Origin of the sequence: Streptomyces sp. NPDC051677 (assembly GCF_044453465.1) — a bacterium.
Lineage (GTDB): Bacteria > Actinomycetota > Actinomycetes > Streptomycetales > Streptomycetaceae > Streptomyces.
The window spans coordinates 148,807-173,797 of the sequence record NZ_JBITCT010000007.1 but is presented as its reverse complement, the minus strand read 5'-3'; the positions used below and the strand labels follow the sequence as shown (position 1 = coordinate 173,797).

General features: G+C 72.3%; 24 protein-coding genes. 5 read left to right on the top strand and 19 right to left on the bottom strand.

What is annotated here, in order from left to right:
* Positions 1-139: 139 nt before the first annotated feature.
* From ACIBAF_RS10730 to ACIBAF_RS10720, 3 genes are all read right to left on the bottom strand, one after another.
* Positions 140-1,726, bottom strand: coding sequence for an alkaline phosphatase D family protein (locus ACIBAF_RS10730; RefSeq protein WP_399462813.1), 1,587 nt, complete (start codon positions 1,724-1,726; stop codon positions 140-142).
* Between the two features lie 252 nt (positions 1,727-1,978).
* Positions 1,979-2,809, bottom strand: a complete 831-nt coding sequence (locus tag ACIBAF_RS10725) for an alpha/beta fold hydrolase (protein ID WP_399462812.1) — start codon at positions 2,807-2,809, stop codon at positions 1,979-1,981.
* 195 nt (positions 2,810-3,004) lie between these two features.
* Positions 3,005-3,658: an NADPH-dependent F420 reductase gene (locus tag ACIBAF_RS10720; RefSeq protein WP_399462811.1), complete on the bottom strand. Its 654-nt coding sequence runs from the start codon at positions 3,656-3,658 to the stop codon at positions 3,005-3,007.
* A gap of 283 nt (positions 3,659-3,941) precedes the next feature.
* Here ACIBAF_RS10720 and ACIBAF_RS10715 point away from each other — a divergent pair, with 283 nt between their 5' ends.
* A complete protein-coding gene (locus tag ACIBAF_RS10715; RefSeq protein ID WP_399462810.1) occupies positions 3,942-4,703 on the top strand; it encodes a GntR family transcriptional regulator in 762 nt (253 codons plus the stop codon).
* 129 nt (positions 4,704-4,832) lie between these two features.
* On the opposite strand, the gene ACIBAF_RS10710 is transcribed toward ACIBAF_RS10715, so the two are convergent.
* Positions 4,833-5,990, bottom strand: a complete 1,158-nt coding sequence (locus tag ACIBAF_RS10710; RefSeq protein ID WP_399462809.1) for an ROK family transcriptional regulator — start codon at positions 5,988-5,990, stop codon at positions 4,833-4,835.
* A 417-nt stretch (positions 5,991-6,407) separates the two neighbouring features.
* On the opposite strand from ACIBAF_RS10710, the gene ACIBAF_RS10705 reads away from it, so the two are divergent.
* Complete coding sequence (locus tag ACIBAF_RS10705; protein ID WP_399462808.1) at positions 6,408-6,782, top strand: hypothetical protein; 375 nt, start codon at positions 6,408-6,410, stop codon at positions 6,780-6,782.
* Between the two features lie 330 nt (positions 6,783-7,112).
* Here ACIBAF_RS10705 and mug read toward each other — a convergent pair whose 3' ends face one another.
* The 12 genes from mug to ACIBAF_RS10645 all read right to left on the bottom strand — a co-directional run bounded on the left by mug (position 7,113) and on the right by ACIBAF_RS10645 (position 19,619).
* Positions 7,113-7,610 carry a G/U mismatch-specific DNA glycosylase gene (mug, locus tag ACIBAF_RS10700; RefSeq protein ID WP_399462807.1) on the bottom strand — a complete coding sequence of 166 codons (498 nt, stop codon included), beginning with the start codon at positions 7,608-7,610 and terminating at the stop codon, positions 7,113-7,115.
* A 71-nt stretch (positions 7,611-7,681) separates the two neighbouring features.
* Entirely contained in the window at positions 7,682-9,124 is a 1,443-nt protein-coding gene (purB, locus tag ACIBAF_RS10695; RefSeq protein WP_399462806.1) for an adenylosuccinate lyase, read from the bottom strand.
* A 186-nt stretch (positions 9,125-9,310) separates the two neighbouring features.
* The gene (locus tag ACIBAF_RS10690; protein WP_399462805.1) at positions 9,311-10,321 is read right to left on the bottom strand and encodes an aminotransferase class I/II-fold pyridoxal phosphate-dependent enzyme; all 1,011 of its coding nucleotides are present in this window, start codon (positions 10,319-10,321) and stop codon (positions 9,311-9,313) included.
* On the bottom strand, positions 10,318-11,658 hold the full coding sequence (locus ACIBAF_RS10685; RefSeq protein WP_399462804.1) for a radical SAM protein: 1,341 nt from the start codon (positions 11,656-11,658) through the stop codon (positions 10,318-10,320). The genes ACIBAF_RS10690 and ACIBAF_RS10685 overlap by 4 nt, the downstream gene beginning before the upstream one ends.
* Positions 11,655-11,900, bottom strand: coding sequence for a hypothetical protein (locus ACIBAF_RS10680; RefSeq protein WP_399462803.1), 246 nt, complete (start codon positions 11,898-11,900; stop codon positions 11,655-11,657). Before ACIBAF_RS10680 ends, ACIBAF_RS10685 begins: the two co-directional genes overlap by 4 nt.
* Before the next feature lie 64 nt (positions 11,901-11,964).
* Entirely contained in the window at positions 11,965-12,804 is an 840-nt protein-coding gene (locus tag ACIBAF_RS10675) for an SGNH/GDSL hydrolase family protein (protein WP_399462802.1), read from the bottom strand.
* A 133-nt stretch (positions 12,805-12,937) separates the two neighbouring features.
* On the bottom strand, positions 12,938-13,951 hold the full coding sequence (locus ACIBAF_RS10670; protein ID WP_399462801.1) for a hemolysin family protein: 1,014 nt from the start codon (positions 13,949-13,951) through the stop codon (positions 12,938-12,940).
* Positions 13,948-15,291 carry a hemolysin family protein gene (locus tag ACIBAF_RS10665; RefSeq protein ID WP_399462800.1) on the bottom strand — a complete coding sequence of 448 codons (1,344 nt, stop codon included), beginning with the start codon at positions 15,289-15,291 and terminating at the stop codon, positions 13,948-13,950. Before ACIBAF_RS10665 ends, ACIBAF_RS10670 begins: the two co-directional genes overlap by 4 nt.
* 170 nt (positions 15,292-15,461) lie before the next feature.
* On the bottom strand, positions 15,462-15,887 hold the full coding sequence (locus ACIBAF_RS10660) for a GNAT family N-acetyltransferase (protein WP_399462799.1): 426 nt from the start codon (positions 15,885-15,887) through the stop codon (positions 15,462-15,464).
* Positions 15,888-15,943: 56 nt separating this feature from the next.
* Positions 15,944-16,186 (bottom strand): hypothetical protein, encoded by a 243-nt coding sequence (locus ACIBAF_RS10655; protein ID WP_399462933.1) that lies wholly within the window; start codon positions 16,184-16,186, stop codon positions 15,944-15,946.
* Between the two features lie 54 nt (positions 16,187-16,240).
* Positions 16,241-18,808 carry an ABC transporter permease gene (locus ACIBAF_RS10650; protein ID WP_399462798.1) on the bottom strand — a complete coding sequence of 856 codons (2,568 nt, stop codon included), beginning with the start codon at positions 18,806-18,808 and terminating at the stop codon, positions 16,241-16,243.
* 4 nt (positions 18,809-18,812) lie between these two features.
* A complete protein-coding gene (locus tag ACIBAF_RS10645) occupies positions 18,813-19,619 on the bottom strand; it encodes an ABC transporter ATP-binding protein (protein WP_399462797.1) in 807 nt (268 codons plus the stop codon).
* A gap of 149 nt (positions 19,620-19,768) precedes the next feature.
* On the opposite strand from ACIBAF_RS10645, the gene ACIBAF_RS10640 reads away from it, so the two are divergent.
* Both ACIBAF_RS10640 and ACIBAF_RS10635 read left to right on the top strand, forming a co-directional pair.
* On the top strand, positions 19,769-20,056 hold the full coding sequence (locus tag ACIBAF_RS10640) for a toxin-antitoxin system HicB family antitoxin (RefSeq protein WP_399462796.1): 288 nt from the start codon (positions 19,769-19,771) through the stop codon (positions 20,054-20,056).
* Positions 20,057-20,060: 4 nt separating this feature from the next.
* Positions 20,061-20,435, top strand: coding sequence for a fic family toxin-antitoxin system, toxin component (locus ACIBAF_RS10635; protein WP_399462795.1), 375 nt, complete (start codon positions 20,061-20,063; stop codon positions 20,433-20,435).
* 22 nt (positions 20,436-20,457) lie between these two features.
* Here the strand turns inward: ACIBAF_RS10635 and ACIBAF_RS10630 are convergent, their stop codons facing one another.
* Positions 20,458-21,156: a class I SAM-dependent methyltransferase gene (locus tag ACIBAF_RS10630; RefSeq protein ID WP_399462794.1), complete on the bottom strand. Its 699-nt coding sequence runs from the start codon at positions 21,154-21,156 to the stop codon at positions 20,458-20,460.
* Between the two features lie 100 nt (positions 21,157-21,256).
* Positions 21,257-21,943: an esterase/lipase family protein gene (locus ACIBAF_RS10625; RefSeq protein WP_399462793.1), complete on the bottom strand. Its 687-nt coding sequence runs from the start codon at positions 21,941-21,943 to the stop codon at positions 21,257-21,259.
* A gap of 117 nt (positions 21,944-22,060) precedes the next feature.
* On the opposite strand from ACIBAF_RS10625, the gene ACIBAF_RS10620 reads away from it, so the two are divergent.
* Positions 22,061-24,271 carry a LuxR C-terminal-related transcriptional regulator gene (locus ACIBAF_RS10620; protein ID WP_399462924.1) on the top strand — a complete coding sequence of 737 codons (2,211 nt, stop codon included), beginning with the start codon at positions 22,061-22,063 and terminating at the stop codon, positions 24,269-24,271.
* On the opposite strand, the gene bioD is transcribed toward ACIBAF_RS10620, so the two are convergent.
* A complete protein-coding gene (gene bioD, locus ACIBAF_RS10615) occupies positions 24,268-24,990 on the bottom strand; it encodes a dethiobiotin synthase (protein ID WP_399462923.1) in 723 nt (240 codons plus the stop codon). The genes ACIBAF_RS10620 and bioD overlap by 4 nt on opposite strands.
* Between the last annotated feature and the right edge of the window lies 1 nt (position 24,991).

The following is a 24,991-nucleotide window of genomic DNA, read 5'->3' as shown; positions in this document are numbered from 1 at the left end:
CCAATGCCCGTTTTGTTAATTCTTCTACGATCACAGCGTCACGTCGCATGCCGTGCATCGCGGTCCGTCACGACCGCACCGCGCACCGGGGGATGACGCCGATGCGCGGCACGTGGTGTCGAGACTACGGGACGTCGGACTACTGCCCGACCCGTCCCGGCTGCAGCACCTTCGTGAACAGCACCGTCCCGTCCTGCTCACGCAGCCGGACCGTCAACTCGCCGCTGTCGCCGTCGATGTCGACCTCGCCGAAGAACTGGTAGCCGGCCGCCGGCGACACGTTCGCGGCGGTCGGCGCCTTCACGAACACCCGCTCCGGACCGAAGGTGCCGTCGAGCGCGCTGGCCGGGAAGGCGCCCGCGTTCAGCGGTCCGGAGACGAACTCCCAGAACGGCTCGAAGTCGGTGAACGCGGCCCGCGACGGCTGGTAGTGCTGCGCCGAGGTGTGGTGCACGTCGGCCGTCAGCCACACCGTGCCGGTGATCCGCCGGTGCTTGACGTACCGCAGCAGCTCGGCGATCTGCAGCTCACGGCCGAGCGGCGCGCCCGGGTCGCCCTGCGCCACGGCCTCGATGTTCGCCCTGCCCTCGGTGGCGTCCGGCACGACCAGCCCCAGCGGCATGTCGGCGGCGATGACCTTCCACACCGCACGCGACCGCGACAGCTCCCGCTTGAGCCACTCCAGCTGCTCGGCGCCGAGGATGCCCTGCGGGTCCACGGTCTGGTCGTCGGGCGAGTTCGCGTTGCGGTACGTCCGCATGTCGAGGACGAACACGTCGAGCAGCGGTCCGTGCCGCACGACCCGGTGGACGCGGCCCTCCTTGGCGCCCGGACGCAGCGTCGAGATCGGGAAGTACTCGCTGAACGCCCGCCGCGCCCGCCCCGCGAGCACGTCGACGCTCTTCTCGGTGTAGCGGGCGTCGGTGGCGGCGATCACCTCGCCCGGGTACCAGTTGTTGCGGACCTCGTGGTCGTCCCACTGGATGATGGACGGCACCTGGGCGTTGAACCGGCGCAGGTTCTCGTCCAGCAGGTTGTACCGGAAGTTGCCGCGGAACTCGGCGAGGGTCTCGGCGACCTTCGACTTCTCCTCGGTGGTGATGTTCCGGTAGAGACTGCCGTCGGGCAGCGCCTGCGTCGCCGTGATCGGTCCGTCGGCGTAGATGTTGTCGCCGCTGCACAGGAAGAAGTCGGGGTCGAGCTTGGCCATCGCGTCGTAGATGCGGTAGCCGCCGATGTCGGGGTTGATGCCCCAGCCCTGGCCGGCGAGGTCTCCGGACCACAGGAAGCGCACCCCGTGACGACGTCCGAGCGGCGCGGTGCGGAAGGCGCCGGTCACCGGCTCGCCGGTGCGACGCGGGTCGTCCGGGTCGGCGAGCAGCACGCGGTAGTGGATCTGCTCGCCGGCGGGCAGCCCGTGCAGCCGGGTCGTGCCGGTGAAGTCCGTACCGGCGCCGAGCAGCGGGCCGTGCCAGCGGCGGGCGCCCCGGAACGACTCGGTCGCCGCCGTCTCGACGACCATCCGCGCCGGACGGTCGGAGCGCACCCACACCAGCCCGGAGCCGGACGTCACGTCCCCGGTCTGCACACCCCAACCCGCCTTGGGCCGCCCGGACAGCGCGAAAGCGGGGGCCGCGCCGAGCGCGGCGGGCAGGGTCAGGGCCGCGGACGCGGCGAGCGAGCCGCGCAGGACGCTGCGGCGCCCGGGAAACGGACTGGGTGACATGGAGGGGCCTCCAGGGACGGGAACCGGCCGGTGTGCACAGCCACAACTACTGGTGCGCCGCAGCGCACACGGAAACCAGAAGTGAACAACTGACCGCACACACGCGGGAGGCGACCCGCGTCACCGTCCGGCGGCCTCCCGGATCAGCCGCACCCCGTCCCGGACGCGAGCGGGCGACAGTGGCGCGTTGCCGGGAGCGAGCCGCCGCACCGTCGCCCTGGGTGGGGGGCGTAGAGCCGTGCCCCTCGGGTCTCAGCGGCTGCCGTCGAGGATCACGCGGGCGACGAGCGCCGGGTCGTCGTTCATCGGACAGTGGCCGCAGCCGGGCAGTCGGACCAGGCGGGCGGCCGGGATGATCTGCTTGGCGCGCAGGCCCTGACGGCGCACGAGCAGCCAGTCGCGGGTGCCCCAGCCGACCGTGACCGGCATGCCGGGAAGATCGTCGGTGAACCGGATGGTGACGCCCGCCCGCAGGGTCTGGTCGAACCCGGTGGCCCGGGCCAGGGCCAGCGTCTCGGCGACCACGGCCTCGGGCGATCGGCGGCTCGGGCGGGCGTAGATGGTGCTGGTGAGGGCCGTACGGCCGGCCGCCGTGCTCGCCAACCGCTCGACGAGGGGCAGCGGCAGCCGGCGGGAGATCTGCCGCATCGTCATCAGGACGCCGAAGGCGTAACGCCGTTCGGCCTCCGACCAGAACCCGGCCGGGGACAGGGCCGTGACCGTCCGTACGAGCTTCTCCCGCCCGAGTTCCAGGGCGAGCAGGCCGCCGAGGGAGTTGCCGGCCACATGGGGGCGGTCCAGCTCCAGCTCCTCGCAGAAGGCGCCGAACACGGCGGCCGTCGTGGGCAGGTCGTAGGCGAGCCCGTCCGGCAGGGCCGGGGAGACGCCGAAGCCGGGCAGGTCCACGGCGATCACGTCGCGTTCGGCGGCCAGGATGTCCACCACCGGGTCCCAGGCCTGCCGGTGGTGACCGATGCCGTGCAGCAGGAGCAGCGGTTCGCCTTCGCCCACGCGCGCGTAGGAGACGGTCACGGGCAGCGGGCCACTGGGGGAGGGGACCGTGAAGGAGACGGTGGCGGGCATCGGAAGCTCCTCGTCTGGACTGGCCTGCGGACGCCTGGACGCGACGCCCTGGACGCCGTCTGAAACGACGCCTTAGACAGCTTGTCAGCAATTACTACCGGCGGGTAGCCCCCGTGTGGGTGAACCCGGTCCCGGTGGACTCGGCCCCGGTGGACCCGGTGGACCCGGTGGACCCGTGACGCCCTCCCCTCCTGCTCAACGCGCCCTGCGCAGCTCCAGGTTGAAGTCCGCGTGACCGAAGCGGCGCATGAGGTCCAGCCACAGCGGCAGCCACATCTCCACGCTGCGCGCCGCCCGGATGCCGCCCAGGTCGAGCACCCGCTCCGCCGGCCAGCCGAACTCCCCGAGCAGCGCCGTGACCTGTTCCTTGGCGTCCGCGTCGTCCCCGCACACGAAGATCTGGTGCCCGCCCGGCACGCGCGCGGGATCCACCATCACCTCGCAGTTGACGGTGTTGAGGGACTTCACCACGCGCGCGTGCGGAAACGCCCGCTGGATCTGCTCGCCCACGCTGTCCGACTCCACGGGCGACAGCCGCGCCTCCCCGTCGTCGAACGCCAGCGGGTTGGAGACGTCCACCACGACCTTCCCGTCGAGGTGGGACGCCCCCGCCGCCTCCAGCGCGGCCAGCGAGACCCGCCCGCCCACCGCGTTCACGACCACCTCGGCAGCCGCGGCCGCCTCGGCGAACGTACCGGCGCTCGCTCTTCCCCCCGCTTCCCGAGCCCACTTCATGGCGGTCGGATTGTCCTTCGTGCGCGAACCCAGGACCACCGTGTGCCCCAGCTCCACCAGTTTTGAGCCCAGCGTGCGACCGACCTGTCCCGTACCCAGTACCGCGTACCGCACAGCGACCTCCCGTTTGTCGGATCAGACCTCCGTCACGGTAATTGCCGACCGCCCCGGGGTCCCGTGTTTGACGACGAGGACCTTGCCGGAGTGTCACGAGAACGCGCCTGTACGAACGCCCGGTAAACGCTTTCCCACCGGACGCCCGACGGCGCCCCGAGGGTTCGAGTATTGGTCTTGACCAAGGGTGGGGGCCGCCCTATGGTCGCAGAGAAGTACAACAACCTTTAATAAACAAGGGCGCGAAAAACGCCGCCGGACCACGGCGATTGCGGAGGACAGGGTGGGGACCACGCAACTGGAATCGGTACCGGAACCGAAGTACTGGCATCTCAAGACCGTGCTCAGCGAGGCACTCGACTCCGAATTCACGGTGGGGGAGATCCTGCCCAACGAGCGTGAGCTGGCCGCCCGTTTCGGCGTGGCCCGCGCGACGCTCCGTCAGGCGCTGGAGCAGCTCGAACTGGAGGGCCGACTGCAGCGCCGTCGCGGCGTCGGCACCACCGTCGCGCCGCCGCGCATGGGCGTCGCCGTCGGCACCGGCCGGCAGGTCTGGCCGGGCACGGGCGACGACGCCTGGCAGGCCGTGGACTGCACGCTCGCGGCACCGCCCGCGGCCGTCGCCACCGCGCTGGAGACCGCCCGCGACCAGGCCGTGCACATCGTGCGCCGCTCGCGGGTCTCGCACGGTCAGCCCGTCGCCGCGGAACTGCTCTACATCCCCCGGACGTCGGTGCCCGACCTCGCCGCGATCGACTCCCCGCCGGAAGCGGCAGGCGCGCGTGCGGTGCTGCGCGAGCTGCAGCGCCTGGAACTGCAGGGCCAGGACCGCGCGGTGGAGCTGGGCTCGGCCCGCGCGGACGACGCCAAGGAGCTCGACCGGCTCCCCGGCGCGCCCGTCCTCGTCGTCACCACCCGCTTCTTCGCGGAGGGCCGCACCGCGGCGCTCTCCGTGGCCACGTATCGCGCTGACACGTGCCGCCTGACGTTCGGCGCGTCCGGCGGCGTGGAGATCCACCACGGCCCGGAGCAGCAGGCGTCCTGAGCGCCGCGTCCGCCTCGGGTCGGATGCTGCAGGCTCCCTGAACGGCCTGCACCCCCGCCCGGGCGAGGACCCGTCCCCCGCGCCCCGGAACTGCTCCGGGGCGCGGCGCGTTTCACCGGTGACGGCCGGTCAGCGCCGCGCCGTCACCGTCCCCTCCACCGCGAACAACTGCTCCTCCACATGGTCGAGGGCGAGCCGCAGCGCCCCCGTCGCCACCGCCGCCTCGCCGAGCAGCGACAGGGTCACCTTCGGCGGCCGCAGACAGTAGCGCGCCAACTCCTGGCGCAGCGGCTCCAGTACGCCGTCCAGACCGGCCGCCCAGCCGCCGACCACGACGAGTTCCGGGTCGAGCGCCAGGACCAGCGCGGCCACGTCGTGCACCAGCCGCTGGATGAAGCGGTCCACCGCCGCCCGTGCCTGCCGGTCGCCGTTGCGTGCCTGCGCGAACACCTTCGCCACCGCCTGCTCGTCCAGCGGATGCAGCGGCTCGTCCGTCGTCGACAACAGCGTCTCCGGAGTCGCCTCCCGCCCGAGCAGGTGCAGCGCGCCGATCTCCCCCGCCGCCCCGCCGTACCCCCGGTGCAGCCGCCCCCCGATCAGCGCGCCGGCGCCCGGGCTCAGCCCGGCCAGCACGAAGACGACGTCGTCGGACTCGGTGGCCGACCCCTTCCAGTGCTCCGCCACGGCCGCCGCGTTGGCGTCGTTCTCCACCAGCACCGGACACTTGAAGGAACGACTCAGTCGCTCGCCCAGCCGCAGTCCGGTCCACTCCGGCAGCGCCGTGCCCAGCCGCACGGTCCCGTCCGCCTCGACGATCCCGGGCGTGCCGACCCCCACCGCCCGCAGGGAGCTGCGCGGCACGCCGGCCCGGCGCAACAGTTCGGCGACCGCCGTCCGCAGCCGCTCCAGCCGCTCGTCCGCGGGGGCGCTCTCGTCGACGTCCTTGGTCTGTGCGCCCAGCAGCCGGCCGTCCAGGTCGGACAGCAGCGCGGCCACCCGGTGCGACCCGATCTCCAGACCCAGCAGATGCCCGGCCTCCGCCCGGAACCGGAACCGCCGCGCGGGCCGCCCCTGCCGCCGCGCGGCGCCCTCCTCCGCCGCCTGCTCGACGACGAGCCCCGCCTGGATGAGATCCTCGACGACCCCCTCGACGGTCGGCCGGGACAAGCCCGTCACCCGGGTGATCTCCGTGAGCGTCGCGCAGTCCGTGGCCCGCAGCGCATGCAGCACCACCGCGGAATTGATCCTTCGCAACAGCGAGGGATCCCCGCCGGTCAGCTGCCCCAACGTCTGTCCTCCCAGCTCGTGCGCGTGTGGCCGGATCGTACTCGGCAGGAGGCGTCCCGGCGAGTGACGAACAGGTACCGATGACGTCACGCACGGTTCCTGGCCGTTGAGCAGGAGTGAGTTCTAGCTACAAATCTGGCGATCATGGACATATCTAACGGTTTCGGGTGTCATAGCCGCCCGCGTTCGCTCCGCGTCCGGTGTCACGCATCGTGTGCGTGGCACTGCACGGCGCGGGGGAGAGCACTCTCGACCCCTGCACCGGTCTCACGGTGACCGCCCGGTGGACGGCGACCGCGGTGACCGCCGGCGCCTGGCGGCTGCGACGCCGGGAAGCCGGGATGCCGGGACCACGTGAGCGCGAGCGCTCCACTGACGGGCCGCCAATTGTCAGTGGCGGCGGGTTTACTGGATCGCATGGACATCGAGAAGTACCTCGCCGCCCCCGGCGACCGTCCGGCCGCCTTAGCGACCAGCCACGGTCTCGTGGCGGCGGACGCCGCCGTGCGCGTCGAGGCGGTCGAGCGGTTCCACGACGACAAGGAGGACCTGGCCGGGGAACTGACGCGGAGATGGGGCGAGCCGCAGCACATCGGCCTGCAGACGATACGGCTGCGGACCGAGCGGGAGGACATACCCGAGCCCTGGTCCGAGCTGAGCCTCAGGGCGGGCCACGCATACCTCTGGCAGGCGACGGAGCAGGGCCGCTGGGTGGCCCTGGGCGTGGCCGACCTCGACCCGGACGACGAGATAGAGCTTCTCCTCGTCGTCACGGAGACCGACCCGCCGTAAAGCTGCCGTGAAGCCCCGCACCATCCAGGCCTCACACGCTCCCGCGCGCCCCCGGCAAGCTCCTTCCCGGCGACCCCCGAGGCTGTCGAACCTGAGCAGATGCATGGATCGGGACCGCCGGGCTGGTGGACAGCCCTTGCGATCATCGCGGCCGTTCTGGGAGTCATCGAGTGGCTGCGACCACCCGGGCGCGATGAATGCCGCACCTGCAAGGGCAGGCGAGGCTTCCACCAGACCTCCTACGTCAACGGCAGGACCACGACCTGGTACGAGTGCTCCGACTGCCGCGGAACCGGCAAACTCCGCCGCTAAGGGCTGTGCGCCGACAGGTCACCCCTCCGCCGCCATACGCAGGCGTGCGAACTCCTCCGCCATCGTCGCCGCCGTCCAATGCGCGTTCAGCCCACTGGGATTCGGCAGCACCCACACGCGTGTGTCCCCGATGACCCGCTCCTGCGGACCCACCGCCGCCTTGCGGTCGTCGAAGGCCGCCCGGTAGGCGGTCACGCCCACCACCGCAAGCCAGCGGGGCTTCAGCAGCGTCACCTTCTCGGCCAGCAGTCGCCCGCCCTCCCGGTACTCCTCGGCGCTCAGCTCGTCGGCTCGCGCGCTCGCCCGGGCCACCACGTTCGTGATGCCGAGCCCGTGCGACAGCAACTCCCGCTGCTCCGCCGGCTTCATCAGCCGCGGTGTGAAGCCGGAGAGGTGCAGCACCGGCCAGAAGCGGTTGCCGGGGCGGGCGAAGTGGTGGCCGGACGCCGCCGTCATCAGCCCCGGGTTGATGCCGCAGAACAGCACGCGGAGGCCGCCCGCGACGACGTCCGGCACGAGACGGTCGCGGGCGGCCTCCAGCTCGGCCTGGGTGAAGCGTGCGACCCGGGTCAGAGGATCGTTCCGGGTCAGAGGATCGCTCCGGGGGTGTAGCCGGCCGCCTCCGGACGCTGCTTCACGATCTCCTCGACACGGCCGACGACCGCGGCCACCTGCGCGGCGGCGGCGCCCGTGAAGGACAGCTTGTCGGCCATCAGCGCGTCCAACTGCGCACGGTCGAGCGGGAGACGCTCGTCGGCGGCCAGCTTGTCCAGCAGTTCGTTGCGCTCGGCGCCCTGCTCACGCATCGCCAGCGCCGAGGCGACCGCGTTCTCCTTGATCGCCTCGTGCGCGACCTCCCGGCCGACACCCGCACGCACCGCGCCCATCAGCACCTTGGTGGTGGCGAGGAACGGGAGGTAGCGGTCCAGCTCACGGGCGACGACGGCCGGGAAGGCGCCGAACTCGTCGAGCACCGTCAGGAACGTCTCCAGCAGGCCGTCGAGCGCGAAGAACGCGTCCGGGAGCGCGACCCGGCGCACCACCGAGCAGGACACGTCGCCCTCGTTCCACTGGTCGCCCGCCAGCTCGCCGGTCATCGACGCATAGCCGCGCAGGATGACCATGAGCCCGTTGACGCGCTCGCACGACCGCGTGTTCATCTTGTGCGGCATCGCGGACGAGCCGACCTGGCCCGGCTTGAAGCCCTCGGTCACCAGCTCGTGCCCGGCCATCAGCCGGATCGTCTTCGCCAGCGAGGAGGGGGCCGCCGCGAGCTGCACCAGCGCGGTGACGACCTCGTAGTCCAGCGACCGCGGGTAGACCTGCCCGACGGACGTGAACGCCTGCGAGAAGCCGAGGTGACCGGCGATCCGGTCCTCCAGCTCGGCCAGCTTCGCGGGGTCGCCGCCCAGCAGGTCCAGCATGTCCTGCGCCGTGCCGACCGGGCCCTTGATGCCGCGCAGCGGATAGCGGCCGAGCAGCTCCTCGACCCGGCCGTACGCCACGAGCAGCTCGTCGGCGGCGGTCGCGAACCGCTTGCCGAGGGTGGTCGCCTGCGCGGCCACGTTGTGCGAGCGGCCGGCCATGACCAGCTCGCCGTACTCGCCGGCCAGCTTGCCCAGACGCGCCAGGACGGCCACCGTACGGTCGCGCACCAGCTCCAGCGACAGCCGGATCTGCAGCTGCTCGACGTTCTCCGTCAGGTCGCGGGACGTCATTCCCTTGTGGACCTGCTCGTGCCCGGCGAGGTCGTTGAACTCCTCGATCCGCGCCTTCACGTCGTGCCGCGTGACCTTCTCGCGCTCGGCGACGGAGGCCAGGTCGACGGTGTCCAGCACACGCTCGTAGTCGGCGATCGCCGCGTCCGGCACCTCGATCCCGAGGTCCTTCTGCGCCTTCAGCACGGCGAGCCAGAGCTGACGCTCCAGCTTCACCTTGTGCTCGGGCGACCAGAGCGTGGCGAGCTCGGCGGAGGCATAGCGTCCGGCGAGGACGTTGGGGATGCGGGGCTTGGCGGCAGCGGAAGTCACGTGCACGGATTCTACTGGCGATTCGTGCAGGCCAGCGCCACCGTCCCGTTCGGCAGAACCTACGAGACGGGCGTCACCCCGCGGCGTCGGGCTGAACCTCGTACGGCAGCAGCCCGGGGCGTTTCGGCGGCAGGCCGTCCCCGGACGGTGTACCCATGGGGGTTGACTGGTCCGGAACGCGGGGCTTCATCGCGCCGGCGTCGGGCCGAAAGCGTCAGCAAGGCTGGTCAGGATGGAGCCGGACCAACTGCTCTCCCCGAACACGCTGACCGGCATGGCGAGCACGCCGCACTCATGCCGGAGCGTCTCCGCCGGGATTTCAACCGGGAAGAAATAGTTGCCGGGACACGTCCGGCTCGCCGTGGGAATCGCCCCGAGCACCTCGTCCGGCAACCGTTCGAACAACCGCTCAGCCCGTGCGGCCAGTGCGTCGACGACCTGCCGGGGCACGTCGTTGTCCTCGGTCAGCAGGCGGTCGGCGAGCCTCAGCTGCGACGGCGCCGGCGGATCCGCCCGGAACGCTTCGGCCAATGCGGCTTGCGTCGGACCCAGCAGGACCACGCCGAATGTGCGGGGCCACAGCCATCCCTTGGTGACCGAATGCAGGAGGACCGCGCAACCGGTGTCCAGCAATCGGCGTGTGCCGGCAGCGAACGGGGCTCCCAGGTCGTAGACGCCGTCGATCAGCAGGCGGCGGCGTGGTGATTCCCGCAACCACGACATCACCGTGGCGCACTCGGCATCGGACAGGTACCGGCCGAGCGGCTTGCTGGGGTTGGCGAGCAGCAGGTATTCGGGCCGGTCGTCCGCCTGCGATCTCGGCAGGACCGGCGCCGGCAGCGTCGGATAGGACGCGGGCGCCAGGCCCGCGGCGCGGGCCAGCTCGAAGTAAACCGGGTACACGTCGCTGGGCAGCCACAACCGCGCTTGCACGGCGCTCAGCCAGTGGAACACCATGCCGAGCCCGTGACGGACCCCTCGACAGACCATGGCGCAGCCGGACCACTCTTCCGGCAGCTCGAAGCGCCGCAGCCAGGCACGGGCGAGATCGCACCGGTGCACCGTACTCATCTCGGTCGGCGGTTGCGGTCGCATCGGAGCAAGCGCCCGGTACACGTTGGTCTCGGCGGCATCCAGAAGCGACGAACCAGCGATGAGTTGCCGGTGCCGGAATTTCTGGAACTCCTCGAACCTCATGCCGTCGCACCTTCCGGCACGATCTCGCTGGCCCGGTCTTCCAGGGAGGCGTAGCAGCGTCCGTCGGCCATGACGTTCCAGCTGCGCGCGATACCGCTGGTGCGTTCCCAGAGCAGGCTGGGCTCGGTGTAAGCGGCGATCCGCATCGGCCGGCCGTCCCAGCTGCCGTGGTAGACCGGCGCGCCCCAGGGCAGGCGGCTCGCCAGTTCGAAGCCGTGCTGCTCGGCGAACCGGGTGACGACGGACAGCGAAACCTGGTGCTCTCGGCTCCAGACGTTGGCGGCGCGGTCGAAGTAGAGCGACTCAGTGCTGGTGGAGACGTAGAGCTCCTTGAAGCAGACTTCCTCGACACCGAGAGCCGCGGCCCACGAAAGGTAGTCGGCGACGCCGGCCGCGTCGGCGACGCCGCCATGCTGGAGCACGCAGATCAGCCTCATCCGCAGCCCCGGCCAGCGGTCACGTTCCACGTGCCAGGTGTCGATCACAGAGCTCACCGGCGTGCGCAGCATCATCAGCCGCTCGCTGACGGCGTCGTCCTGATGGTGCCGGGAGACCGCCAGCACGCTCAGGCCTGCGGCGCTCAGGGCTGCCAGTCGGCCGGCCCGGTCAGCGTGCTGCCCCTTCGCCAGGGTGTGCGCGTTGGTGATGAGGACGACCTTCGGGAAGGCCGCCGAGCAGGCGGACACCAGCCGTAGCAGCTGTTCGAAGGGTATGAGCGTGGGCTCTCCGCCGCCGGTGATCACTGCGCGCTCGGCACCCGCCACACGAGCGCGCTCCAGCCAGCGGGCGACCGCGTCCCACGGGACCCGGGCCGGCGCCTGGTCGCTGGAGATCGAAGCCGAGGAGAAGCAGAACGAACACCGGGCTTGGCAGGCGGCGGCGACCGGGAGAAGCGAAACGGAGCGCGGTCGCATGTCGGCGTGGCGACACTGTGCCGATGCGTGCAGGTGCAGGGAAGCCGCCATGGCATCCTCGACGGTTGTCGGACGCAGAGTGAAGTCGTCGCCCACGTGGTCGAGCTCGTGGACGGCTGACAACCGGATGTGAGCCTCGCGCAGTTCCATGCCGAGGCCTGTCGACACGTTGGGCACCAGCTTGTCGGGTTCCACCGTGGTTTCCAGCACCAGCAGCCGGTCGCCCGGAATGGCCAGACGGTCCAGCAGGCGTCGCGCCTTGCCGATGCCGATTCCCAACTCCGCCCGGGTCAGCAGGTGGAACCGGTCGGGAAAGGTGCTCTCCGGAATCCCCGCCTTACCGTAAGCGAACGCGTACTTGTCGAAGCCCTTCGCGAAGTTCGACAGCACGATGACGTGGAAGCGCTGCTCGCCATGGTTCATCCCGTCATCATGCATGAACGGCCCCGGACGCCAGGGGCCGAACCAGGGTTCTTCTCGCGCACCCACCCCTCCATGGCCATCACGTCGCGCAGCGGGACGCGTGGGGTGCGCCCCCAGGGCAGTGGCCAGAGCCGGCGCGTGATGCTCAGGGTGTGTCCGTCGAAGGTCAGCCGGACGGGCAGGGTCGACGCGGTCAGCGGATGGCGGACGGGCGGCTCACTCACCCCGTCGGGCTTCGGCATGACCGCAAGTGTGACCTTGCATCGATCCGGTCAGGGCCGCCCGTGATCCGCCGGACAGGCCCTGTCAGGGCCCCACCCGTTCCCAGTCCGTCACAGGGCCGGGGTTTGTGTGGTCCGCAGGGGTGACCCAGAAGGCTTTGCCCAGCTCGGCGCTGAACTGGGCGCCTGTCCGGCCGTCTCCCGAGGAGCGGCCCGTGAGGCGGCGGCCTATCCACGGGAGCAGGTACTGCCGGGTGAAGCGGGCGTCCGCGACGCGGCGGGCGGCCCAGCCCGGGGGCGGGGTGGCCGGCATCGGCGTGTGCCACTCGGCGTCCTCGGGGTCGTGGCCGAGGGTCTGCCAGACGGCCTCGGCGACCCGGCGGTGCCCCTCCGGCGTCAGGTGCAGCCGGTCGACGTCCCACATGCGCGGGTCGCCGAGCGACGCGGCCCCGTACAGGTCGACGACGAGCGCGCCGTGCCGCGCCGCCAGCTCCTCGACGCACACGAACAGCTCCTCCATGCGCGGCCTGAACCGCTCCAGGACCGGGCCCTGCCGGCCCGGGCTGCGCATCAGGACCAGCTGTTCGCAGGCCGGGGCGAGCTGCTCCACGGCCTCCGTCAGCAGGCCCTTGACCCGGCCCATGTCGCACTTGGGGCGCAGGGTGTCGTTGAGGCCGCCGACCAGGGTGATGACGTCGGCGCCCATCGCCGCCGCCACCGGCACCTGTTCGTCGACGATCTGCCCGATGAGCTTGCCGCGCACGGCCAGGTTGGCGTACCGGAAGCCGGGCGTGCGGGCGGCCATCCGGGCGGCGAGGAGGTCCGCCCAGCCCCGGTAGGAGCCGTCGGGCAGCAGGTCCGACATGCCCTCGGTGAAAGAGTCGCCGATCGCGACCAGGCTGGTGTGTGTGGAGTTCGTCTGCATGGCGACATAGATGGTAGCCCGAGTCCCATACCCAGCGGTCGGTCACCTCTTGTCCGTGGTCACCTCGTGTCCGCGGTCGCCTCTGGACCGTCCAAGCCCGTCAGCGCCCGCCCGTCACCGCCCGTCCGTGGCCTCAAGCCTGCTGCCCGAACAGCTCCCGCAGCACGTCCTCCATGGTCACCAGGCCGGCCAGCCGCCCGTCGGAGCCGAGCACGGCCGCCACATGCGTACGGCTGCCGCGCATCGCCGTGAGGACGTCGTCCAGCGGCGTCGCCTCCCGCACGCGCGCGATGGGCCGCATGTCCTGCGCCCGGAACGGCACGTCCTGCGGCGAGGCGTCGAGAGCGTCCTTCACATGCAGGTAGCCGACGATCCGGCGCCCCTCGTCCACCACCGGGAATCGGGAGAACCCGGACTCGGCCGCCAGGAGCTCCAGCCCCTCCGGGGTGATGCCCACGCGCGCGTGGACGACCCGCTCCAGCGGCAGGACGACGTCCCGCACCGGGCGACGGCCCAGCTCCAGGGCGTCGTGCAGCCGCTCCTGGGCGCGGTCGTCGATGAGGCCGGCCTCGCCGGCGTCTCGCACGATCTGGGCCAGCTGGGCGTCCGAGAACGCCGCGGCGACCTCGTCCTTCGTCTCGATCCGCAGCAGTTTCAGCAGACCGTTGGCGAAGGCGTTGATCGCGAAGATCACCGGACGCAGCGTCCGCGCCAGGGTGACCAGCGGCGGGCCCAGCACCAGGGCGCTGCGCACCGGCTCGGCGAGCGCGATGTTCTTCGGCACCATCTCGCCGAGCAGCATGTGCAGATAGGTGGCGAGGGCCAGCGCGATCACGAAGGACACCGCGTGTCCGGCGCTCTCGGGCACGCCCACCGCATGGAACACCGGCTCCAGCAGGTGTGCGATGGCCGGTTCGGCGACCACACCGAGGATCAGCGTGCACAGCGTGATGCCGAGCTGCGCCGCCGCCATCAGCGCGGACACGTGCTGCAGCCCCCACAGCACGCTCTTGGCGCGCCGGTCGCCCTGATCGGCGTAGGGCTCGATCTGGGAGCGGCGGACGGAGATCAGCGCGAACTCGGCGCCGACGAAGAACGCGTTGACGACGAGGGTCGCCAGGGCGATCAGCAGCTGGACGGCGGTCACTTCCCGGCCTCCTGTTCAAGACTTCCGGACGACGCGACGGGCGGCGCGTGCAGCAGCACGCGCGCGGCCCGGCGGCCGGAGGCGTCCACCACGTCCATGCGCCACCCGGCGACCTCGACGGTGTCGCCCTCGGCCGGTATCCGGCCCAGTTCGGCGGCGACGAGCCCGGCGAGCGTCTCGTACGGCCCCTCCGGGGCGTGCAGGCCCACGCGCGCGAGCTGGTCGGTGCGGGCGGCGCCGTCGGCCGAGTAAAGGGCGCGGCCGTCGTCGTCCGTGCCGGCGGGCGCCAGGTCGGGCGTCTCGTGCGGGTCGTGCTCGTCACGGACCTCGCCGACGACCTCCTCGACGATGTCCTCCAGCGTCGCCACGCCCGCCGTGCCGCCGTACTCGTCGATGACGACGGCCATCGTCCGCTTGCCGGACAGCCGGTCCAGCAGCCGGTCCACGGTCAGCGACTCGGGTACGAGGAGCGGCTCGCGCATGATCTCCGAGACGGGCACGCGCACGCGGCGCTCCGCCGGGACCGCCAGCGCGTCCTTGATGTGCGCGGTGCCGACCACCGCGTCGAGGCTGCCGCGGTACACGGGGAACCGGGACAGGCCCGTCGCCCGGGTCGCGTTCGCCACGTCCTCGCAGGTCGCCGACGCGTCCAGGGCGATGACCTGGACGCGCGGGGTCATCACGTTCTCCGCGGTCAGGTCGGCCAGGTTCAGCGTGCGCACGAACAGCTCCGCGGTGTCCGCCTCCAGGGCGCCCTCCCTCGCGGAGTGCCGGGCCAGGGCGGCGAGCTCCTGGGGGCCGCGCGCGGCGGCGAGTTCCTCGGTGGGCTCCAGTCCGAAGCGGCGCACGACGTGGTTCGCGGTGTTGTTGAGGTGGCTGATGAACGGGCGGAAGGCGGCGCTGAACCAGCGCTGCGCGTTGCCCACGGTCTTGGCGACCGTCAGCGGGGAGGAGATCGCCCAGTTCTTGGGCACGAGTTCGCCGACGACCATCAGGAACACCGTCGACAGGGCCGTGCCCAGCACCAGGGCGACGGAACTCGACGTGGCGGCCGACAGGCCGAGCGACTCCAGCGGCCCGGCGATCAGCTTGGCGATCGACGGCTCGGACAGCATGCCGACGACCAGGTTGGTGACGGTGATGCCGAGCTGCGCGCCGGAGAGCTGGAAGGTGAGGTTCCGTACGGCCTTGAGCGCGCCGGCCGCGCCGCGCTCGCCGCGCTCCACCGCCCGCTCCAGTTCGCCGCGCTCGACGGTGGTCAGCGAGAACTCGGCGGCGACGAAGGCGCCGCACGCCAACGACAGCAGGATCGCCACCAGGAGCAGCAGCACTTCGGTCATCGGGTCACCTCCGTCCCAGGATCGGACAGGGCAGGAAGGAACGCGCGATGTCGCGTGCGGGTACTGGGAGGCTCGCCCATGGGCGGACGCTCACACCTTTCACAAGTCGTCAGGGGGCCGTACGGTCCCGTACGGTCCCCCAATGGTAAAGGATCAGCAAAGGGTTCTGGTCAGTCGGTGAGCGGCTTCACCCAACGCCGCCATTTCTCCTCCGGCGCATACCCCGCCGCGCGCCAGGCATGATGCGCCGTCTCGTTGCGGGTGAGCACCATCGCGTCCCCGCGCCGCCCGCCCAGCCGTACGAACCGCTCCTCCGCGGCGGTCAGCAGCGCCGAACCGATGCCCAGGCGGCGCCGCTGCGGGTGCACCGCCAGCCGGTACAGATGGCACCGCCACCCGTCGAACCCCGCGATCACCGTCCCCACCAGCTCACCGCCCCGCTCGGCGAGGATCAACGCCTCCGCGTCCCGGGCGACCAGCCGCTCCACCCCGCTCCGGTCGTCGCTGATGCTCGTGCCCTCGGCGGCGGTCTTCCAGAAGGCGAGGACGGTGTCCAGGTCGTCGGGCGTCGCGGCCCGTATCCGCAGATCAGACATGCGGCGATCCCATCACGGCCGACGCGCCGGGGCGCGGAATTCCAGAATCCGGACGGTCACCGGCCCCGCCGCTCGGCGACGACCGGAGCGAACGCCTCCCGGTGCGGCCGCCCCAGGAGCGTCCGCCGCAGCCGCTCCAACTCCTCGGCCGTGCACTGCAGATGATCGACCCGCTCGCCCGGAGAGCCCCACGGCAGCCCGGCCGCCTCGTGTCGGTGGCCCCGGCGGCATGTGGCACGCCACTCGTCGGCGGGCCCGGGGCAGCTCAGGCCGGCGCCGAAACGGAACGGACGCGGCATGAACCCGCCTGAGCCGCAAGCGACGTGCGTCTGCGCCGGGATTCACCCCGTCCGTCACTCGTGCGCGATCGCCGCCAGCACGTTCATCCGGGAGGCACGCAGCGCCGGCAGCAGCGCCGCCACGACGCCGACGACCGCCGAGCCCACGACGACCGCGACGATCGTGCCCCACGGGATCGCGAGGGCCTTCATGCCCTGCAACTCCAGCACCTGCTGTATGCACACGCCCCACACCAGGCCGAGCGCCAGCCCCAGTACCGCGCCGAACACCGCGATCACCACCGACTCCAGCCGGATCATCCGGCGCAACTGCCGCCGGGCCAGTCCGATGGCGCGCAGCAGCCCGATCTCCCGCGTCCGCTCCACCACCGACAGCGCCAGGGTGTTGACGACGCCGAGCACCGCGATGACGATCGCGAGCCCGAGCAGCGCGTACACCAGGTACAGCAGGACGGCGATCTGGTCGTGCACCAGCTTCTTGTAGTCGGCCTGGTCGCGGGCCTGCACCTGCGGATACGCGTCGAGCGTCCGGTCCAGTCGGGGGCGCAGCTGGTCGGCCGTCGTGCCGGAGGCCGCGTTCACGTACAGCGCGGAGTCCTGCCCGCCCGGCACGTACTTCTCGACGGTCGCGATCGAGAAGAACAGACCGCCCTGCGTCCCGAACCCCTCGGCGGAGTCCTGGTCGGTGAGCGCGCCGACCTTCAGCGACGTCGTCCGGTCGCCGGGGAACTCCACCGGCAGCACGCTGCCGAGCCGCACCCCGTGGTCCTCGGCGAAGTCGACGTCCATGCCGATCGCGCCGGCGGCCAGCGCGGCCGCCGAGTCCCCCTGCGCGTAGGTGACATGCGCGACGTCGTCGATCCGGTCGTCGTAACCGGTGGCGGTCGTCTCGATCCGCTTGCCGTCGGGCAGCCGTACGGCGACCGGCGCGAACCGCTGCCGTACGACGAGGCCGACGCCCTCGGTGCCGCGCACCGCGTCCGTGACCTCGTTGGAGAACGGGGTGAAGTTGGCGTTCTGGATGACGAAGTCGGCGCCCAGCGTCCGGTCGATCTGCTGGTCGAAGGACTTGGACATGGAGGCGCTCGCCACCGACATCCCGCCCACCAGGGCGAGGCCCACCATCAACGCGGCGGCCGTGGCGCCCGTGCGGCGCGGGTTGCGCAGCGCGTTGCGCTGGCTCATCCGGCCGACGGAACCGAACAACGCCGGGAAGGCGCCGCCGAGGACGCGGATCACCGGACGCACCAGCAGCGGGCCCGCGACGACCATGGCGACGAGCGTGAGGACCACGCCCAGGCCCAGCAGGGAGGCCGCCGACGCCGTCTTCGAGGAGGACACGCAGCCCACGAGCGCGGCCACGCCCAGCGCCCCGACGACCGCGCCCACCGCCGCGCGCACCTTCAGCGGCCGGCCCACCCCGGCGACGTCCGCGTCCGCCAGCGCCGCCATCGGCGACACGGTCCCGGCACGCCGGGCCGGCAGGTAGGCCGCCACGAAGGTGACGCCGACGCCGACCACGTACGCCGCCACCGGGGTCGCCCAGCCGACGACCATCTCCGTGGTCTTCAGGTTCATGCCGAACGCGCTCATCAGCTTGATCAGCCCGGCCGCGAGACCGATGCCGGCGGCGAGACCGAGCGTCGAGCCGACGACGCCGAGCAGCACCGCCTCGGTGAGCACCGAGCGCCGCACCTGACGCCGGTCGGCGCCCAGGGCGCGCAGCAGGCCCAGCTCACGGGTGCGCTGGGCGATCAGCATCGAGAACGTGTTGACGATCAGGAACACACCGACCAGGACGGCGATCCCGGCGAAGCCGAGCATCACGTACTTGATGACGTCGAGGAAGCCGCTCAGGGCCTCCGCCGACGACTTCGCCTGCTCGTCGGCGGTCTTCACGTCGTAGGGCCCGGCGCCGACCGCGGCGGCGACGCGCTGCTTGAGCACCGTGTCGCTCACGCCGTCCGCCGCGTCGACGGAGATGCTCGTGGCCTTGTCCGCCGAGCCCAGGAGCTTGGTGGCGGCCGTCCCGGGGTCGAGGAAGACCAGGGCCGCGCCCGGGTTGGTGGTGGTGAAGGTGGCGATGCCGACGATCTCCACCTTGAACGACCCCGGCTGGGCCATCACGGTGAGCGTGTCGCCGATCTTCACGTGCTTCTTGTCGGCGGTGTCGGCGTCCAGCATGGCCTCGCCGGCGCCGTGCGGGGCGTGGCCGTCGGTCAGCTTCACGGGGCTGCGGTCGGTGAGGTACCAGTCGGTGGCGATGGTCGGCGCGCCCGTGGTGGGCCCGACGGACTTGTTCCCGCTGTCGACGACCGTGATGTTCTCGACGCTCACGTCCGGGTGGGCCGACGCGACCCCGTTCACGCGGGCCAGCTGCCCGGCGAGGGAGGCGGGCACGGTCTGGACCGCGCCGGTCGGCACGGAGGAGCTCAGGTCGTCCTTGGGCTCGACCGTGACATCCGCCGCCGTGGAGGCGAAGAGCCGGTCGAAGGTGCGCGTCACGGTGTCGGAGAAGATCAGGCTGCCCGCGACGAACGCCACCGACAGGACGACGGCCAGCGCGGACAGCAGCAGCCGGCCCTTGTGCGCGAGAAAGCTTCGCAGTGTCGCCTTCAGCACCGGGTCAGTCCTCCTCGGGGGCGCCGTCGACCAGGGCGCGGGTGACGTCGAACCGTTTCATGCGTTCCAGCACCGCGTCCGCGGTGGGCCGCTCCATCTCGTCCACGATGCGCCCGTCCGCGAGGAAGAGCACCAGGTCGGAGTGGGCGGCGGCGCTGGGGTCGTGGGTGACCATGACGACACTCTGGCCGAGATCGTCCACGGCCTGGCGCAGGAAGGCGAGCACCTCCAGGCCCGCTCGCGAGTCCAGGTTGCCGGTCGGCTCGTCGGCGAAGATCAGCTCGGGCCGGGAGGCGAGCGCCCGGGCGCAGGCCACGCGCTGCTGCTGGCCGCCGGACAGTTGCGCCGGCCGGTGCTTCAGCCGGTCCCGCAGACCCAGCGTGTCGATCACCTGGTCGAGCCACTTCTGGTCCGGCCTCTGACCCGCGATGTCCATGGGCAGGGTGATGTTCTCGGCCGCGTTGAGCGTCGGGATCAGGTTGAACGACTGGAACATGAACCCGATCCGGTCCCGCCGCAGCCGGGTCAGCTCCCGCTCCTTCAGCCCCGTGATCTCGGTGTCGCCGAGCCATACCTGACCGGCCGAAACGGTGTCGAGCCCGGCCAGGCAGTGCATCAGGGTGGACTTCCCGGAGCCGGAGGGTCCCATGACGGCGGTGAAACGGCCGCGGGCGATGTCCACGTCCACCGAGTCCAGAGCGAGCACCGAGGTCTCGCCCGAGCCGTACGCCTTGGTCAGACCGCGGGCGCGGGCCGCGATCCCGTCGGCCGAGGCCAGGCCGGGGGCGTGCTCCGCAGCAGGTGTGGACAAGGCTTCCTCCTCGCTCGCATGGACGGGCCGACTACGCGCCGATACCCCTGCCTGGCCGAGCGTAGTGTGACCCGGCGCACACTGCGTATTCCTTTTCGATTCCTGGCCGCCCTTGCGGCTGCTAGCGTCCCGGCGCTAGCGTCGATGGTATGGCGAAGACCCAGCTGAACGTACGCGTCGACGAGGGCACGGCCCGGGCCGCCCGCGAGCGCGCCACCGCGCGTGGCATGAGCGTCAACCGCTACATAGAAGAGCTGGTCAGACAGGACGCCGGGGAAATCGGTCACACGTTCGTCGAGGCGGCCAGTGACTTCATGAAGCAGTACGAGGCCGTCTTCGTGGAGGAGTTCGGCGCGGAGCGCGAGGGCGGCGCCCGCGAGACGGGCGCCCACGAGGCCGGCACGCGTGAGGCCGGTACGCGCGAAGGTCGCCGCTGATCCCTTGAGCGACCTTCGCATCGACCTCGCCTGGCTCCTCATGCTCGCCGAACAGAACACCCCGGGGGACCCCCAGGTCACCGACTGGGGGGCACTGGTCGCGGCCGTGGCACGCCACCAGGCCGAGATATTCGACGTCCCCGTCTACGACGACCCGCAGGCCCGCGCCGCGGCCCTGCTCCAACTCCTCATCCACGTCCCCGCGCTGGAGCGCTCCAACGCCCTGTTCGCCTGCGCCGTCGCCTACGCCTACCTCGTCGCCAGCGGCCTGAAGGTCGCCACCTCGCCCGAACAGGTCCGCGACCTGGCCCGGCTGGTGAAGGACGGGGAGGCGTCGGTGTCCGACATCGCGCAGGAACTGCGCCAGTGGAGCCTGTGAGATCCGTGCGGGCGGTGAGGTCTCACCCGGGTGCGTCGGGCCGCCGGGCGGTACCGAGCACGCAGTAGGAGAACGGCATCCGCGGCCCCTTCTCCGGCAGCAACAGCCGCTGGTACGGGCCGAGTTCGAAGCCGGCCTCCCGCAGCGCGCCGACCGCGTCACGGGTGAGCCGGCAGCCGCCGGCCAGGTGCGGCCACACCGTACGGTCCAGCGCGCGCTGGGTGAGCCGCATCGCCCGGCCGCCGCCCGGTCCGTGTTCCAGGAACCGCACCTCGCCGCCGGGCCGCAGCACCCGGCGCAGCTCCGCCAGGGCGCGTGGCACGTCCCGCACGCTGCACAGCACCAGCGAGAGCACCGCCGCGTCGAAGGCCTCGCTCTTGACCGGCAGGGCCTCCGCGACGCCCGGCACGACGTCGACGGGCGCCTCGGCGCGCAGGGCGGACTCCAGCGCCGCCTTCCGCATCCCGCGCTCGGGTTCGATCGCCACGACCTCCGAGACGGCCCCCGGATAGTGTGCGAAGTTCAGCCCGTTGCCCGCGCCGATCTCGATGACCCGGCCGGAAAGCCCGGCGAGCAGCCGGTCCCGCACACCGGCGAGACCGGCCCGGGTCTCCGCGGCCGCGCCCAGCCGGGCGTAGCAGCGGGCGAACAACGGATGGTGGACGGGATCACCGGGCACCTTGCCGGAGCCGGAGCCGGAGCCGGTGGAGCACAGCCGCATGGCGACCTCCCGGGCAGGACGGGCCTATCGGGATTCTCCCCCGGACGGGCCCGTCGCACCCATCGGTGTTCCGTCGCGTGCGGCCGTCCGTCGCGTGCGGCTACTGGATGAAGTCGCGTACCCGTTCGTACACGCCGTGGTCGTTGTTCATCTCGTCGTGCGAGATGCATCCGACGCCGACGTTGGTCGCGCCGCTCAGCAGCGCCGAGGAGTCCGGGTCGACGGCGGCGTCGCAGTTCGACCAGTAGGTCGCGTAGTTCACGCTGCCCGGGGTCTCGTCACCGGAGTTGAGCGCGGTGACGAAGGAGCTGCCGGTGACCATCTCGGCGCACGAGGTGTACAGCCAGCTGCACCACGAGGCGATCGAGGTGCCGTGGTTGGTGCCGGCGACGGAGACGAAGTCGTCCACGTACGCGGTCCCGCCGAGGTTCTTGAGGTAGTAGCGGGAGCTGAGCGCGCCCATGGAGTGGACGACGACGTCGACCTTGCTCGCGCCGGTTCTCGCCAGCACGCTCTTGATCTCGGTGGCCAGCTGGGCGGCGGTGGTGGCGTTCGACTGGGACCAGCTGTACGTCCACGCGTCGAGCTCGGCGGCCGTGTAGCCGTCGGCCTTGAAGTCGGCGACCCAGTCGTCCCAGCTGCTCGAGGAGCTGCTGATGCCGTGCACGAAGACGATCGGGTTGTGGGTCGCCGCGTGGGCTGTGGGGGCGGAGAAGGACAGTGACAGCAGGAGCGAAGAGACCACGGCCGAGAGAGCCGCTGCGATGCGACGCTTGGGGCGCTGCATGATGCCTCCTGAAACGGGTGGGGTTGCCAGGAGTGTCCGGCGGGTCTACGCGCGCCGCATCGGTGAAATCGCCGGTCTTTACGGTTCAAGTAACCCGCCAGTAACGTCAGTTGTGTGGTGACACCGGTGAACCCCCCACCTCTTGACCGCACTTCGCCACCGACGCCCCCGGACGCGGGTCCGCGTCCGGCCTCGGCGCTGCCCGACGGCGTCCGCGTGCGCGTGCTGCGGCTCGTATACGGCGATCCGCGCGCCGCCGCCGAACTCGCGGCGCGGCTGACCGAACGGCAGACGGCCGGCCTCGACCCGCTGCCGACCGAACCCGCCGACCTCGCTCCGGTCCTGCTGCACGGGTACCGCCGGGAGATCCGTGCCCTGCCGGAGGACACCCGGCTGCTGCTCCTGCTGGCCGCCGCCGACCAGTACCCGGTGGCCACCCACGCCTTCCTGCGGGCCGTGGCCGCCGCCCGCCTCGACACCCGTCCCCTGGAGGCGGCCGAGGCGGCCGGCCTCGCGTACGCCACGGCCGGCGGCGTCGGCTTCCGCGACGCCTGGACCCGGATCGCCGCCTACGAGACGGCCGTTCCGGCCGACCGGCGCGACGTCCACCGGTTGCTCGCCCGCGTCCTGCACGGCCCGGCGGAGACGCCCCGGCGGTCCTGGCACCGGGGCGCGGGCGCGCTCGGCCCCAGCGCCCGGCTCGGCGCGGAACTGACGGCGGCGGCCGCCCAGGCACGCGTCGGCGGAGACCCGGCCCTCTCAGGCGCCCTCGCCGAACGCGCCGCCGCGCTCTGCACGGACCCCCGCGAACAGTCCCGCCTCCTCGCCGACGCGGCGACCGACGCCTGGCACTCGGGCGACGGCGACCGCGCCCGCACCCTCGCCGCCCGCACGCACTCGGGCGCCTTCACCGGCATCCTCGCCCTGCGCACGGGCAACGCGACGGAGGCCTTCGACGCCCTGCTGGCAGGGACGGCGCGCCCGCAGGGCGACGGCGGCGCCGACCCCTCGGCGTCCCGCGCCCCCGCCTCCCACCTCCTGGCCCGGGCCGCCGAAGCCGCCGTATACACCGGTGACCTGCGGCGATGTCGTGAAGTGGTCGTGGTGGCCAGGGAGTTGGGATTGGATCCGCCGGGTGTGTCGGGCGGGCTCGCCGCGGCCGCCGACGGGCGGTACGACGATGCGCGCGATCTGCTGGAGGCGACCGCCGGACGGTGCGGGCCCGGCGGCGACCCCACCCATCTCGTTCACGCCGGCATCGCCGCGCTGATGCTCGGCGACCACCCCCGCGCCGCCACCGCCACCGTCCGCGCGGCCGCCGCCGCCCGCGCCCGGGGACTCACCGCGGCCGTGTCCCAGGCCATGGAGTTCCGTGCCTACGCCGACTTCTGGACCGGCCGCCCGCGGGCCGCCGAGACCGCCGCGCTGGACGCCCTGCGGCAGGCGTACGCCACCGGACAGGACAACGGCGCCTGCCATCTCCAGGCCGCCCTGGCGATGTTCGCCGCGCTCACCGGCGACGGCGACCTGTGCCGGGAGCGGGCCGCGGCCGCCCGCTCGTACGCGCTCGCCCACGGGCTGGGCCTGCCCGCCGCCCTCGCGCAGTGGGCCCTCGCCTTCCTCGACCTCGGCTCCGGCCGCTACGACGCCGCCGCGACCCGGCTGCGCGCCCTCGCCGCTTCCGGCCCCGGCCACGGTCACCGGGCCATCCGCCACCTCGCCACCCCGCACTACGTGGAGGCCGCCGCCCGCACGGGCGACACCCGCGTCGCCCGCGCCGCGCACGCCGACTACGACCGCTGGGCCCGCGCCGTCGGCAGCCCCGACGACCTCGCCCTCAGCGCCCGCTGCCGGGCCCTGCTCACCCCGGGCGACGACGCCCTCGACCACTACCGCACGGCCCTCGACCTGCACGCCGACGGCGCCCGCGCCGTCGAACGCGCCCGCACGGAGCTGCTGTTCGGCAGCGCCCTGCGCAGACTGCGCCGGCGCACCGAGGCCCGCGACCGGCTGCACAGCGCCCTGGCGGCGTTCGACTCCTTCGGCGCCCCGCACTGCGCGGAGGCCGCCCGCGCCGAACTCCGCGCACTGGGCGCGCCCGCCGCCCCGGCCCGTGGCGGCCGACGCCCGACGACCGACCTGACCGCGCAGCAACTCCTGGTCGCCCGCATGGCCGCCGACGGCGCCACGAACCGCGAGATCGCTTCCCGCCTCGCCCTCAGCCCCCGTACCATCGACCACCACCTACGCGGCGTCTTCACCCGCCTGGGGATCCGCTCCCGCATCGAACTCGTACGACTGCTCGCGGACGGCGACGACCGACCCTAAGCGCCCGAACCGGTCCTCGTTCGGAACGCCTCGGCCTCCCACGTTCCGTCCAGGCGCGGCGCCAGCCAACCGGGCGCCGCCGTACGGAAGTCGGCGGGCGCGAGCGCACCCGACCCCGCCGGGAGCGCGCCCAGCAGGGGCGCCCCGGCCACCTCCGGCAGGTCCGCCACATTGCAACGGGACGCCAGGTCGGGGGAGTCGGGCCAGCTGCCGATGACTACTCCCAGCAACTCCACGCTCCGCAAGCGCAGTTCACGGGCCGTCAGTTCCGTGGTGTTGAGTGTGCCGAGCCCCGCCGACGCCACCACCAGCACCGGCGCCCGCAGCGCCTGCGCCGCGTCGGCCAGCGTCCCGCCCGCCTCGTCGAACCGCACGAGCAGACCGCCCGCGCCCTCGACGAGCACCAGGTCGTGGTCGGCCGCCAGTTTCTGCGCCGCTTCGACCACCTCGTACGGCCGCACCGGCGCGAGGCCCGCCCGGCGCGCCGCCGTGGCCGGGGCCAACGGCTCCGGGTAGCGGGCGAGTTCGGCCGTCGTGAGCGCGCCCGCGAGCCGCGCGACCTCATGGGCGTCCCCGGGCTCGTCCGGCCCCACGCCGGTCTGCGCGGCCTTCAGCACGGCCACCGAGCGCCCCGCCGCCAGCGCCGACGCGGCCACCGCGGCCGTCGTGACGGTCTTGCCGACCTCCGTGCCCGTCCCCGTGACCACCAGGATCGGCATG

Coding starts and splice junctions, on each gene's coding strand:
- ACIBAF_RS10730 (WP_399462813.1), bottom strand. CDS start 1,726: ATGTCACCCAGTCCGTTTCCCGGGCGCCGCAGCGTCCTGCGCGGCTCG.
- ACIBAF_RS10725 (WP_399462812.1), bottom strand. CDS start 2,809: ATGCCCGCCACCGTCTCCTTCACGGTCCCCTCCCCCAGTGGCCCGCTG.
- ACIBAF_RS10705 (WP_399462808.1), top strand. CDS start 6,408: ATGGACATCGAGAAGTACCTCGCCGCCCCCGGCGACCGTCCGGCCGCC.
- ACIBAF_RS10690 (WP_399462805.1), bottom strand. CDS start 10,321: ATGAGGTTCGAGGAGTTCCAGAAATTCCGGCACCGGCAACTCATCGCT.
- ACIBAF_RS10685 (WP_399462804.1), bottom strand. CDS start 11,658: ATGAACCATGGCGAGCAGCGCTTCCACGTCATCGTGCTGTCGAACTTC.
- ACIBAF_RS10680 (WP_399462803.1), bottom strand. CDS start 11,900: ATGCCGAAGCCCGACGGGGTGAGTGAGCCGCCCGTCCGCCATCCGCTG.
- ACIBAF_RS10675 (WP_399462802.1), bottom strand. CDS start 12,804: ATGCAGACGAACTCCACACACACCAGCCTGGTCGCGATCGGCGACTCT.
- ACIBAF_RS10665 (WP_399462800.1), bottom strand. CDS start 15,291: ATGACCGAAGTGCTGCTGCTCCTGGTGGCGATCCTGCTGTCGTTGGCG.
- ACIBAF_RS10660 (WP_399462799.1), bottom strand. CDS start 15,887: ATGTCTGATCTGCGGATACGGGCCGCGACGCCCGACGACCTGGACACC.
- ACIBAF_RS10655 (WP_399462933.1), bottom strand. CDS start 16,186: ATGCCGCGTCCGTTCCGTTTCGGCGCCGGCCTGAGCTGCCCCGGGCCC.
- ACIBAF_RS10640 (WP_399462796.1), top strand. CDS start 19,769: ATGGCGAAGACCCAGCTGAACGTACGCGTCGACGAGGGCACGGCCCGG.
- ACIBAF_RS10630 (WP_399462794.1), bottom strand. CDS start 21,156: ATGCGGCTGTGCTCCACCGGCTCCGGCTCCGGCTCCGGCAAGGTGCCC.
- ACIBAF_RS10625 (WP_399462793.1), bottom strand. CDS start 21,943: ATGCAGCGCCCCAAGCGTCGCATCGCAGCGGCTCTCTCGGCCGTGGTC.
- bioD (WP_399462923.1), bottom strand. CDS start 24,990: ATGCCGATCCTGGTGGTCACGGGGACGGGCACGGAGGTCGGCAAGACC.